This window comes from Mangrovivirga halotolerans (genome assembly GCF_026241165.1).
Taxonomy (GTDB): domain Bacteria; phylum Bacteroidota; class Bacteroidia; order Cytophagales; family Cyclobacteriaceae; genus Mangrovivirga; species Mangrovivirga halotolerans.
Genome location: NZ_JAPFQN010000003.1, coordinates 162,478 through 174,851 on the forward strand (window position 1 = coordinate 162,478; position 12,374 = coordinate 174,851).

Annotated in this window: 12 protein-coding genes; 8 read left to right on the forward strand and 4 right to left on the reverse strand. The window is 37.1% G+C overall.

All coding sequences use genetic code 11. The features are described 5' to 3' along the window. Window positions 1-42 precede the first annotated feature (42 nt). The 8 genes from OO013_RS04545 to OO013_RS04580 all read left to right on the forward strand — a co-directional run bounded on the left by OO013_RS04545 (window position 43) and on the right by OO013_RS04580 (window position 8,932). Entirely contained in the window at window positions 43-810 is a 768-nt protein-coding gene (locus OO013_RS04545; protein ID WP_266055490.1) for a polysaccharide biosynthesis/export family protein, read from the forward strand. Next, entirely contained in the window at window positions 807-3,209 is a 2,403-nt protein-coding gene (locus OO013_RS04550) for a GumC family protein (RefSeq protein WP_266055491.1), read from the forward strand. The genes OO013_RS04545 and OO013_RS04550 overlap by 4 nt, the downstream gene beginning before the upstream one ends. A gap of 61 nt (window positions 3,210-3,270) precedes the next feature. Then, a complete protein-coding gene (locus OO013_RS04555) occupies window positions 3,271-3,939 on the forward strand; it encodes a tyrosine-protein phosphatase (protein ID WP_266055492.1) in 669 nt (222 codons plus the stop codon). Further along, window positions 3,936-4,904 carry an NAD-dependent epimerase/dehydratase family protein gene (locus OO013_RS04560; RefSeq protein ID WP_266055493.1) on the forward strand — a complete coding sequence of 323 codons (969 nt, stop codon included), beginning with the start codon at window positions 3,936-3,938 and terminating at the stop codon, window positions 4,902-4,904. The genes OO013_RS04555 and OO013_RS04560 overlap by 4 nt, the downstream gene beginning before the upstream one ends. A 63-nt stretch (window positions 4,905-4,967) precedes the next feature. After that, window positions 4,968-6,374: a tetratricopeptide repeat protein gene (locus tag OO013_RS04565; RefSeq protein WP_266055494.1), complete on the forward strand. Its 1,407-nt coding sequence runs from the start codon at window positions 4,968-4,970 to the stop codon at window positions 6,372-6,374. Then, the gene (locus OO013_RS04570; RefSeq protein WP_266055495.1) at window positions 6,374-7,156 is read left to right on the forward strand and encodes a phosphosulfolactate synthase; all 783 of its coding nucleotides are present in this window, start codon (window positions 6,374-6,376) and stop codon (window positions 7,154-7,156) included. The genes OO013_RS04565 and OO013_RS04570 overlap by 1 nt, the downstream gene beginning before the upstream one ends. A gap of 97 nt (window positions 7,157-7,253) precedes the next feature. Further along, the gene (locus OO013_RS04575; RefSeq protein WP_266055496.1) at window positions 7,254-8,192 is read left to right on the forward strand and encodes a DUF368 domain-containing protein; all 939 of its coding nucleotides are present in this window, start codon (window positions 7,254-7,256) and stop codon (window positions 8,190-8,192) included. Beyond that, the gene (locus tag OO013_RS04580) at window positions 8,192-8,932 is read left to right on the forward strand and encodes a shikimate dehydrogenase family protein (RefSeq protein ID WP_266055497.1); all 741 of its coding nucleotides are present in this window, start codon (window positions 8,192-8,194) and stop codon (window positions 8,930-8,932) included. Before OO013_RS04575 ends, OO013_RS04580 begins: the two co-directional genes overlap by 1 nt. 4 nt (window positions 8,933-8,936) lie before the next feature. Here OO013_RS04580 and OO013_RS04585 read toward each other — a convergent pair whose 3' ends face one another. The 4 genes from OO013_RS04585 to ilvN all read right to left on the reverse strand — a co-directional run bounded on the left by OO013_RS04585 (window position 8,937) and on the right by ilvN (window position 12,371). Then, window positions 8,937-9,323: a hypothetical protein gene (locus OO013_RS04585; protein ID WP_266055498.1), complete on the reverse strand. Its 387-nt coding sequence runs from the start codon at window positions 9,321-9,323 to the stop codon at window positions 8,937-8,939. Window positions 9,324-9,363: 40 nt separating this feature from the next. Then, the gene (ilvA, locus tag OO013_RS04590; RefSeq protein ID WP_266055499.1) at window positions 9,364-10,629 is read right to left on the reverse strand and encodes a threonine ammonia-lyase; all 1,266 of its coding nucleotides are present in this window, start codon (window positions 10,627-10,629) and stop codon (window positions 9,364-9,366) included. Between the two features lie 93 nt (window positions 10,630-10,722). Further along, the gene (gene ilvC, locus OO013_RS04595) at window positions 10,723-11,787 is read right to left on the reverse strand and encodes a ketol-acid reductoisomerase (protein WP_266055500.1); all 1,065 of its coding nucleotides are present in this window, start codon (window positions 11,785-11,787) and stop codon (window positions 10,723-10,725) included. A gap of 35 nt (window positions 11,788-11,822) precedes the next feature. After that, window positions 11,823-12,371: an acetolactate synthase small subunit gene (gene ilvN / locus OO013_RS04600; RefSeq protein ID WP_266055501.1), complete on the reverse strand. Its 549-nt coding sequence runs from the start codon at window positions 12,369-12,371 to the stop codon at window positions 11,823-11,825. Window positions 12,372-12,374 lie beyond the last annotated feature (3 nt).

Sequence of the window (12,374 nt, forward strand, 5' to 3'; positions counted from 1 at the left end):
TACGGAAAACACTTTATATTTTTACGTATTAATATTTTTTCGATGCATAGAATTGCTTTTTTATTCGTTTTAATGACTCTGGGCTCTTGTGCCTATAAGTCGCATATTATGTTCAGTGAAATTGGCGAGGGTGAACAGTCACCCTATTTAGCATCAGCGACTGATAATGCTTTGAGCCAATATAAATTGGAAGTTTTTGACAGGATCACTGTCGATGTATATACAAATGAAGGTGAGCGGATAATCGATCCGGACCTTGAACTAATACCCGAAACTAGGGGACAGGGAGTACAATCCAAACCAAATCCCGAATACATAATTCAATCGGATGGATATGTGCGGTTACCGATGATAGGCAGGGTATATGCTGTTGGATTGACACTTGAAGAGCTCAATCAATTGCTGGCTGATGAATATAGTGAGTATTATTTAGATCCATACGTACTTTCATCTTATGCAAACAAACGAGTGATTGTGCTGGGAGCACCGGGTGGACAGGTTATACCACTTGAAAATGAAAACACCAATTTATTAGAAGTTTTGGCTCTTTCCGGAGGGATTTCTTCTGATATGAGAGCAAATAATATCCGGTTGATAAGAGGTGATCTGAATAACCCGGAAGTGTTTTTGATAGATTTATCCACCGTAAAAGGAATGACTGAAGCTCAGACACGGGTAGAATCAGGAGATATTATTTATATTGAACCTGTGGTAAGACCAACAAATGAAGCATTTAGAGATGCAGCACCCATAATTGGTACTGTTTCTGGCATATTGACTATCATATTAATCTTTACAACAAACTTTTGAGAGATAAAAATTACGATATTGGGGTCAGATCTTCAGGGATGAGTGAAGAAGGAAATAGTAGAGGAGTAGATTGGGAAAAGCTACTTTCTATAAGCAGAAAATCCATTCCCTTTTTAATATTGATCTTTGCTTTGACTATCTCTGCAGCTATTTTTTACGTGAGGTATATTCCTCCTTTGTTCGAATCATCTTCGGAACTTAAGCTTGATGTAAAAGAAGAAACTTCCGTTCTGACTTTTGGTGTCGATCCGCAGAAAAATAATATGAATGCCCTTTCAGGGGAAATGGAATTATTGCGCTCTAAAGTGTTTTTTTCGCGATTGGTAGACAGCCTGGATCTTGATGTCACCATAAGAACAACCTTTGGTAATTTTAAAAATGAAGAAAGGTACAGGAACAAACCATTCCGAGTGGAATATCAGGTGAAATCAACTGATCTTTACAACAGGCTTTTTAATGTCCATATTTCCTCTACTGATAAATATACTCTTACTTATGACCTGGGGGAAGTGACTCAAAGATTTGAGGGGAAATTTGGAAAGCCACTAGTCGTTAATGGAGGTGTTATTACCTTGTTTCTTACCGAACATTATTCAAAAGGAGAAGGGTTTGACGACTATAGTTTCAAAATTAATAATAAAGAGTCTCAAATAAACTTCATCCAGCAAAATCTGAAAGTAGAGGCTCAGTCATTAGCAGCGAATACTATTAAGATTACTTTCACAGATAATGATAAGTATAAGGCCTATGATGTGGTCAATACAGTCGATTCCTTATACCTTGAATACTCCAGGGAACAAAAAATGCAGGCTAATAAGCAAAAAATCGCATTTCTGGAAGAACAGATGGGCAACACTGCTCAAACCTTAGAAAACTACGAGAATTATTTTGAATCTTTTACAATAGAAAATCAAACAGTAGATCTCCAAAAAGATATGGCGCAGACTATTCAGTTTTTAAATCAACTTGATAGTCAGAAAAGATCACTGAAGATTTATCAGATTAAAATAGATAAGGTACAAGCTCAACTTAAGAATGATGAACAACTCGAATTTGGGTCATTAACGCTTGAAAATTTCCCGAATTCGATTTCAGAGTTGATCAAAGAAATCAATGTTCTTGAAACAGAAAGGCTTCAGCTGCTTGAAAAATATAATGAGAATACTTACGCAGTTAAAAAACTGAATAATGAGTTAAAGATATACAAGCAAGAGCTCAATGATCAGTTAGCTTACCTCGAGAAAAATATTTCCGACGAATTAAGTAGAATATCACAACAAAAGTCAGAGCTTGGAGGTGATTTTAAATCAATGCCTTCCAAAGGAACTGAGTATAATAAGTCAAGAAGGTTTTATGAGCTTCAGGAAGAAATATACCTGACTTTAGCTCAAAATAAAATGGAATTTGAGATCGCTCAGGCAGGTACAATTCCTGAATTCACTATCTTGTCAAGTGCAACATTACCCGGTAGCCCCATCAGACCTAATCCGATGCTGGCTTATGGAATAGCCATTGTTAGTGGCTTGTTTTTATCACTTGTTTTTGTAGCCTCCAGATATCTTTTACATGACAAGATCTCAAGCCAGAGTGAATTGGAAAGGTTAACTTCTACTCCGGTACTCGGGGTTGTGCCGAACTACAAAAAAGAAAAGCTTGAAACAACAAGGTTAATAGTCAAAGACAGTCCGAAATCAATGGTAAGTGAGTCATTGAGATCTATTCGTACTAATATGGAGTTCCTTCATCAGAGCTCTGGCAGCAGGGTAGTGACCGTTTCTTCTACGGTAAGTGGTGAAGGTAAAACTTTTGTTTCTGTAAATCTTGGAGGCATAATTGCCATGTCAGGCTTTAAAGTAATTGTACTGGATCTTGACATGAGAAAGCCAAAAGTAAATCTCGCTTTTGATGAAGAGTTTATGACCTCAGGTATGAGTACCTTACTTATAGGTAAGCACGATCTGGATCACACCATAAGGACTACAAAACAAGAAAATTTATACTATATCCCTTCAGGACCTACACCTCCAAATCCATCAGAGTTATTGATGGGTGATTCTTTTAAAGAAGTGATAAGAAAATTAAGGGCTGAGTTTGATGTGGTTATTCTGGATACTCCTCCTGTAGGTATTGTTTCTGACGGAGTAATGGCTATGAAACTCTCTGATCTTTCTGTGTATGTGGTAAGAGCAGATTACAGTAAGAGAAAATTTATTAAAACTTTAAATCGCCTTAAGCATATTAACAGGTTTAAAAACATCTCAGTAATTCTAAATGACTTAAGTTTGCATTCCATGAATAAAGGTTATGGATATAACTACGGCTATGGTTATTATTCTGAGGATGAAGAATCAGGAATCAAGCCACGGAAATTATTGCGATTTTTAAAAAAAGAAGGATAAATAAGTGTTTTCACTTTTCAGATCAAAAAAAAAGATCACAAAGCTTCCCTTCAAAGTTGATATGCACTCGCATATACTACCCGGGATTGATGACGGTGTTAATTCTGTCGAGGAGTCTTTAATTGTAATTAGAAAGTTTGTCGATTTGGGTTATGAGAAGCTTATAGCTACACCTCATATCATGAGTGATTTTTACAAAAATACTCCTGTGACAATTAGTAACGCTTATCATCAGGTCATCGACGCAATGGAGAAAGAGAATCTTCCAATAGCCATTGATTATGCCGCAGAGTATTATCTTGATGATTCATTTGCAAAGAAAGTTGAAAACGATGAGCAGTTATTAACATTCGGCGATAATTATCTTCTTTTTGAAACATCTTATATTAACCCTCCTGCGAATATAGAAGAGGTTATATTTCTTATGTTTTCAAAGGGACTCAGGCCAGTTTGGGCTCACCCCGAAAGATATCCATACTTGTTTGAGAACAATCTATATGGAAGAATGATAGACAGGGGAGTTCTATTTCAGATCAATGCAAATAGTTTAGGGGGATATTATTCTCCACAAGCTAAAAAGCAAGCAGAAAAACTAATCAAAGAAGATTCGGTCGATTTTGTTGGCTCAGATTGTCATAAATTAAAGCACCTTGAGTACCTGGAAAGTATTATGAATAAAAAGGCTTTCAGAAATTTATTGGAAAAAAAATATTTGAATCAGTCATTATGATATTGATACTGGGCAGTAGCGGATTGATAGGTAGATATCTGACTGAAAAATTTTCAGCTGAAGGACATAAAGTTATTGCAACGTATAACTCTAACCAGCCGGAAGGAGACTTCCTATCTAATCCTGAAAATGTCATTTTCGAAAAATGTCCCATAAATGACTATGAAAAGCTAACTGAATTAATAAAAAAAGCAGAATATGTCATTCATGGAGTAGCAATAGTTTCCTTTGATTCTTCCGAAAAAGAAGAAATGTTTGACGTTAATATTAAAGGAACTGAAAATGTCGTTAATATTTGTCTTAAGGAAGGGAATAAACCGCTGTTATTTATTTCATCAGTTGCAGCTCTGGGACGAAATAAAAATGCTTCATTGCTCGATGAATCAAATAAATGGGAAGAGTCAAACCTTAACAGTAATTATGCTGTCAGTAAATATCTTGCTGAAAAAGAAGTGTGGCGGGGAGCAATGGAAGGCCTTTCGGTTAGCATAATTAATCCTTCGACTGTATTAGGAGTGTCAAAGACCTCTACCAGTTCGATGATGATGGTTGACATGTTGAGGAAAGGAAGTGTTTTTTATCCTGATGGTATAATGAATTGGGTTGATGTTCGTGACCTGGCAAATATTACCTATAAATTATATGAGGAGAAAATTTATAATGAAAGGTTTATCATTAGCGCGGGAGCAATTTCATATAAAGATCTTTTTAAAGAAGCTTCTTTAGTGTCAGGAAATAGTTCGCCTAAATTTAAAGTAGGAAAAACTGCACTTCGCGTTGCATCTGTTTTTGACCTGCTGAAGTCTGTTGTTTCCGGTGGTTCTCGTAAAGTAACAAGTGAAACTGCCAGACTATCAGGAACTAAGATCAAATACTCTTCTGATAAAATAAAGCAAACCTTAAATACAGAATTCCGTTCATTGCAAGAGACGTTAAATTGGATTTTAAATAATGATCAAAAGTAATTGAAAAGTCGTATTACAATTACGTCTTTTTTCTTATCTTAAAATCATTAACAATGATATCCTATGGGAGAATATTCACGAATGAACCGTGAAGAGAGGGAGTTACTCAAGTGGTTTGAAGAAAGTCTGGTCAACGACCGGATGTTATTTTTAGAGCTTGAGCAGTTTGAGGAAGTGATAGAGCTATACATACAAATGGAAAAGTATGGGAAAGCTATGAAAGCTTGTGAAGCTGCTCTTGCCCAGTATCCTTTTTCTGTTGATATCATGCTACTTAAATCTAAGGTTTATTCCAGAACAGACAGACTGGATGAGGCTTTGGATATGCTTGATGCAGCTTCTAATTATCAGCCCGGTGACATTGAGATCGCTATGCTGAGAGGTAACCTTTGTTCTCTCCAGGGAGATTACGAAGGGGCCATCGAAATTTATGAAGAAGCAATAGAAAGAGCCGAGGAGAAAGATGAATTATACTATAACCTGGGACTGACTTACCAGGCGATGGGAAGGTATGATCGTGCAATTGAGGCATATAAAACCTGCATCGAGAGCAATATGCATCATGAAAATGCTCTTTATGAGCTGGCATATTGTCTGGACATGACTGGTAAACTTGAGTCAAGTATTAATTACTACCAGAAGTTTATCGATGCAGATCCATACTCATCGATTGCGTGGTACAATCTCGGAATTGTCTACAGCAAATTGAAGAAATTCGAAAAAGCGGTAGATGCATATCAGTATGCGGTTTATATCGATGATGATTTTGCTTCAGCATGGTATAACCTTGGGAATTCATTCATGACAACCGAGGAATTCGAGAAGGCCAAGGAAGCTTATGAAAAGACTTTGGATATAGAAGGGCCGAGTGCTGAAGTTTTTTGTAGTCTTGGAAATGCCTTTGAGAAGTTAGAAGATTATAAATCAGCTTTGAAATTTTATCATAAAGCCGTAAAAAAAGATAAATATTATCACGAAGCTTTATTTAGCCTTGCATTATGCCTTAATAAGCAGGAAAAAAGTTTTGAAGCACTTCATTTCATAAATAAGGCGATCGAGATCGAGCCGATGAATTCCGATTATTATGTTGCCCTCGGTCAGATCGAATATAAAGCTGGTAATTACAACGAGAGCTTAAGGGCATTCGAACAAGCTTCTAATCATTCGCCTTTAAATGTAGATATATGGCTTGACTGGTCTTTTATATACTATGATTTACAAGAATTTGCTGAAGCCTGTAATATAATGGAAGAGGCAATTGATGAGCTTCCAGAGGAGGCAGAATTGTATTATCGCATGACAATTTACCTATTTTGTGAAGGTAAATACCAGGAAGCATTTAATTATCTGGAAAATGCATTAGTTTTGGACTTTGAAAAACATACAGTGCTTTATGAATTTTTTCCAAAGATAGAGACTCAGAAGGCATTGTTTAAAATTATTGAGCAGTTTAGAAATAACGATAATTAATGAATTACGATTTAGATAATCTTCCGAAGAGAACCGAGAAGCCGAGGCAGTATGGATTTACAATGGCGATGGACAAAGGGTTGAGTTTGAGAGAAGTTGAAGATTTTATTGAAACATCAGGACCATATACAGATATAGTTAAGTTAGGTTGGGCAACTTCTTTTGTTACTCCAAATCTTAAAGAAAAAATCAAATTATATAAAGAGGCTGATATTCCGGTATATTTCGGAGGAACCCTTTTTGAAGCATTTATTGTAAGAAACCAGTTTGACGAATATCGTAAGACGATCGACAAATATGGTATTGAATATGCCGAAGTTTCTGATGGTAGTATCGAACTTGATCACGACATCAAATGTGATTTCATTAGCAAATTGTCTGAGCAGGTGACTGTACTTTCAGAAGTCGGGTCTAAGGATGATCAGAAAATTATACCTCCATATAAATGGATCGCTTTAATGCAAGCAGAGCTTGATGCCGGATCATGGAAAGTAATTGGAGAAGCGAGAGAAGCAGGTAATGTGGGGCTTTTCAGAGCTTCAGGTGAAGTTCGAAGCGGTCTTGTTGAAGAGATTCTTACAAAGATTCCTTTTGAGAAGATTATCTGGGAAGCACCTCAAAAAGCTCAGCAGGTTTGGTTTATCAAACTCCTTGGAGCAAATGTGAACTTGGGTAATATTGCACCTAATGAAGTGATCGCATTGGAAACTATCAGATTGGGTCTCCGAGGGGATACTTTTGGTCATTTCATTGGCGAAGAAGCTACCAGAATAGGAAAATAATATTTATTAACATAATTCAGAATCCCGAAGTAGTAATTATTGCTTCGGGATTTTTTATTTTAGCATTTTGATTTACAACCAATAAGAATAAAAATCGATGAGAAGCCTTAAGGATTCATTAATGCTATTTTTTAAAGGTCTGGGAATGGGGAGTGCTGATGTTGTGCCGGGTGTTTCCGGCGGTACCATCGCCTTTATCACAGGGATCTATGATGAACTTCTTGATAGTATTAAATCTATAGACGGTGAGGCATTAAGGCTTTTGATAAAAGGAAATTTTATTGGCCTCTGGAGATATGTAAATGGGAGCTTTTTACTTCCATTGTTTATTGGTATTGGAGCTTCAATTTTTACATTTGCTAATTTTATCGAGCATTGGCTTGAGGAATATCCTATTTCCGTCTGGTCATTTTTTTTCGGTTTGATAATTGTATCAGCCTACCTGGTATGGAAAAATCTTAAGAAGAAAACTTCCGGTGTGTTTGTGGCACTAATACTAGGTATTATAGTTGCTTACCTCATTACCACTTTTACTCCTGCAACAACTCCTGAGACTTACTGGTATGTATTTCTTTCCGGATGCATAGCTATTTGTGCAATGATCCTTCCGGGTATATCGGGCAGTTTTATACTACTTATACTTGGTAAATATATTTTTATCATGGAATCAGTAAAATCTTTAAAGCTTGATATAATTGCAGTTTTTGCTCTGGGTTGTATTGTTGGTATCACCAGCTTTTCCAGGCTTGTAAGCTGGTGCCTTGATAAGTTTCACGATATCACAGTAGGAGTGCTGGCCGGATTTATGATTGGATCGCTTAATAAGGTCTGGCCATGGAAAAGGGTCGAAGATTTTATGATGAATGCAAAGGGCGAAAAAGTTGTCTTAAAAGAAAGTAATCTTTCACCTGCAACTTATGCAGAAGAAATAGGTGACCCACACTTGCTATATGCCATCGGATTTATGATAATTGCAATTGTTTTTGTGTTGGGTTTAGAAAGATTAGCTATTTATTTAAATAAGGAGGAGGAATAATGAGAAAATTCGGTCTTATAGGGTTTCCTTTATCGCATTCATTTTCAAAAAAATATTTTTCAGAAAAATTCACTAAGGCGGGTATTGAAAATACAACCTATGAGCTTTTTCCTATCGAAGAGGCTTCTCAAATGAAGGGTCTTTTTGAAAATGATGAGGATTTGATCGGCTTAAATGTTACAATTCCACATAAGGAATCTGTTATTCAATATCTGGATTCTCTGGATGATAGTGCAAAAAAGGTTGGTGCTGTTAATGTGATCAAAAAGGAAAAAGGGAAACTGGTAGGATATAATTCCGATTTTTATGGTTTTACTGAGAGTCTGGAAGATTTTACAGATGGTAAAGTTCCTCAAAATGCACTGGTGTTAGGGACAGGAGGATCATCAAAAGCTGTTACAGCAGCTCTTAAGATGATGAACTGCAAAGTGACGTTGGTTAGCCGTACAAGCGGAAAGGGAGTCATTACTTATGAAGAGCTGAAAAAAAAGCCAGAGATTTTAAGAGAGAATCACCTTGTCGTTAATACTACTCCACTGGGAATGAAACCAAATGTGGAGCCAAAACCAGACCTTGATTATTCTCAAATTACATCCGATCATATTTTCTTTGACCTGGTATATAATCCAAGTGTTACTTCATTTATGAAGGCAGGACAAGAAAAAGGAGCCCGTGTTAAAAGCGGATATCAGATGCTTGTATTGCAAGCTGAAAGAGCCTGGGAAATTTGGAATGAATAACCCGTTATACTGAAGAAGTCATTTTTTCTATATTCTTTTTCTGAAGGAAGATATTCTTTTTCAATTTTCGGTACGTGTCTTTAAAATTTTTGACATGTACCCGCATTTTAAGGTGTTCTTCGTGCTCAATTTCTTCAGTAGGTAATTCTTCTTCAATAATCTGATGAAAAAAGGTTTCGTGAGAGATAATTTTATCCTTAAGTGCCTTGATCATTCGCTTGTGGTGGGCAAGGTCATTTAAAAGTTTTTCCAATTCACCGTTTTGTCCGGTGCCGGAAATCATCTCACAAAGAGAAGTTAAAAATTTGAGTTCTTCTTCCCAGAATGCAATATCACCGAGCCACACCTGGTGCTCTTTGTGCATTATTTCAATATCCGTCAGCGCTGTCATGATCAATGATTTTAGAATCATAATTTACTAAAATCATGCCTCATATCAAATATTGAAACAGGTCTTGTTTTTCATTTAAGTATTCATAAGTGATATTGTGAGAATCCATCCTGTTTAGTAATCCCTGGAAATCATCTGAATTTTTGAGTTCCAAACCTACCAGGGCCGGACCCTGTTCACGGTTATTTTTTTTCGAATATTCAAAATGAACGATATCATCACCAGGTCCTAACACATTAGTAAGGAATTCCCTAAGGGCTCCAGCTCTTTGTGGGAACCGGACGATAAAATAGTGCATTAAGCCTTCATATAATAATGCTCGTTCCTTTATCTCTTCAGTTCTGGTTATATCATTATTACTTCCTGAAATAACCGAAACAACCGTTTTACCTTTAATTTCATCCTTGATTTGATCTAATGCAGCAACGGTTAGTGCACCAGCTGGCTCAACGATGATTGCATCATCATTATAAAGACCAAGAATAGTTGAGCATATTTTTCCTTCAGGCACAGTTAGAACCCTGTCAATGTTGTCTTTTAAGATTTCGAAATTAAGATCTCCAATGCGTTGCACGGCTGCTCCATCAACAAACTTGTCTATTTTGTCTAGTGTAACAACTTTATTTTGATCTAAAGATTTAGATAGCGATGGAGCACCATGGGGTTCAACACCGATTATAGTTGTGCCTGGGGACAGGGTTTTGAAAACTGTTGTTATGCCTGCTGCTAATCCACCACCACCAACAGGCACAAGCAAATAATCTATCTCACCCGGACTGTCTTGCAAGATCTCCAGTCCGATAGTTCCTTGCCCTTCGATGATCTCTTTATGGTCAAAAGGAGGGATAAAAGCCATTTTATTTTCTTCACAATATTCCTTTGCCTGCTTATATGCATCGTCGAAGGTATCACCTTTTAAAAACAGTTCAACATTGTCCTTGCCAAACATCTTTACCTGGTTCACTTTCTGTCCGGGTGTAGGTTCAGGCATAAATATCGCTGCTTTAATACCTAATTGAGCGCAAGACATTGCTACTCCCTGAGCATGATTTCCCGCACTGGCACAGACAACACCATTTTTCTTTTGATCATTATCAAGCTGAGAAATCATGTTGTATGCACCCCGTATTTTGTAAGATCGTACAGTTTGCAGATCTTCTCTTTTTAAGAGGATTTGTGCACCAAAACGCTCATTTAGCCGAATACTTTCAGTAAGAGGGGTTTCCTTGACAACTTGCTTTAATCTGAAAGCGGCTGCCTTAATGTTTGATAAAGTGACTGTTTCTTTTTTGACATCAGCTTGCATAATAACAGATCATTAAAAGAATAGAGTGTGATTGATATCTTTTGCTGAGGGAGGATATCAATCAACACTCTATATGAGGAAAAATTGTAAATATTAAGATTCTACTGGCTGCTTGGCATTCTCAGGTCTTAGTTTTCTGACCTCAGCTCCTGCCTGCCATAATTCTGAATTGTGTAGCTCAGAAAGTTCTTCTTCGAGCTTTTCCCTGTAATCAGGCTGACTGTTAGAATCGATTGATCGCTGGGCTTCTTCACCAGAAGCAACACTATCATATAACTGATTAAATACAGGCTTTACTGCATCTCTGAACTTGTCTTTCCAGTCTAGTGCCCCTCTCTGAGCAGTGGTGCTACAGTTGGCATACATCCAGTCCATACCATTTTCTGCAATCAGAGGCATCAAAGATTGAGTGAACTCTTCAACTGTTTCATTGAATGCTTCCGAAGGTGAATGACCTCTTTCTCTAAGAACGGAAAACTGAGCCTCAAATAATCCCTGTATAGCGCCCATTAAAGAGCCTCTTTCGCCAGTGAGGTCACTGTAAACTTCTTTTCGGAAGGTTGTTTCAAATAAATATCCTGAACCAACAGCTATTCCCAGTGCATGCGCTTTATCATAAGCCTTGCCAGTTGCATCCTGGTGAACTGCATAGCTGGAGTTTAATCCTTTTCCTTCAACAAATAATCTTCTCAGACTTGTCCCGGAACCTTTTGGGGCAACAAGAATTACATCCACATCTTTTGGTGGTACAATGTTGGTCCTGTCACTATATGTTACAGCAAAACCATGAGAAAAGTAAAGAGTTTTTCCCGGAGAAAGATTCTCTTTGATGGTTGGCCACACTGCGATCTGAGCTGCATCAGATAACAGGTAGCAGATAATTGTTCCCTTTTGAACTGCTTCTTCTATTGAGAAAAGATCTACTCCTGGAACAAACCCATCTTCAATTGCCTTATCCCAGCTTTTACTCGGTTGGCGTTGACCAACGATAACATTTATGCCGTTATCTTTCATGTTCAATGCCTGCCCAGGGCCCTGAACACCATATCCAATAACTGCAACTGTCTCATCTTTTAAAACGTCTTGTGCTTTTTTTAATGGGAATTCCTCTCGTGTTACAACTTGTTCTTCTACTCCACCAAAATTGATTGTAGCCATGTTATTTCCGATTTAATTTTAATAATTCTATTTAATTATGATACCAGACTCAATGCTTCCATTTCTTCAAGGAATGAAACAGTTTGTCTTTTAGATTTAGATATTGCTATACGACCTGATTTGATAAACTCCTGCACGTCAAAAGGCTTCAGCTGTTCAAGCAGGCTGAGTATCTCATGACTATGTCCGGTTTTTTCAATGATCGTATACTCTTCACCAACTGTTAGTACTCGTGCTCCACTACTTCTCACCAGGTTTTCTATCTGGTTGCTCGAAGTGAGCATTTTAGTTGGTAGCTTATAAAGTGCTATTTCCTGATAATGAACCTCGTCTTCTTCGTATAAAAAAGCACCAAGTACTTCAATGATTTTTCTTATTTGCTTAACCACTTTTACTGCTTTTTCATGGGTGGATCTAACAACTATTGTAAATCGACTCACCCCATGAACTTCAGTTTCCGAAACATTGATCGCTTCTATATTTATTTTTCTTCTTGTGAAGATAATCGTGATCCTGTTTAATAATCCTGATTTGTTTTCAGTCAGGATCGATAAAGTGAATTCTTTGTTTTCTTCCTTTTGCATAGC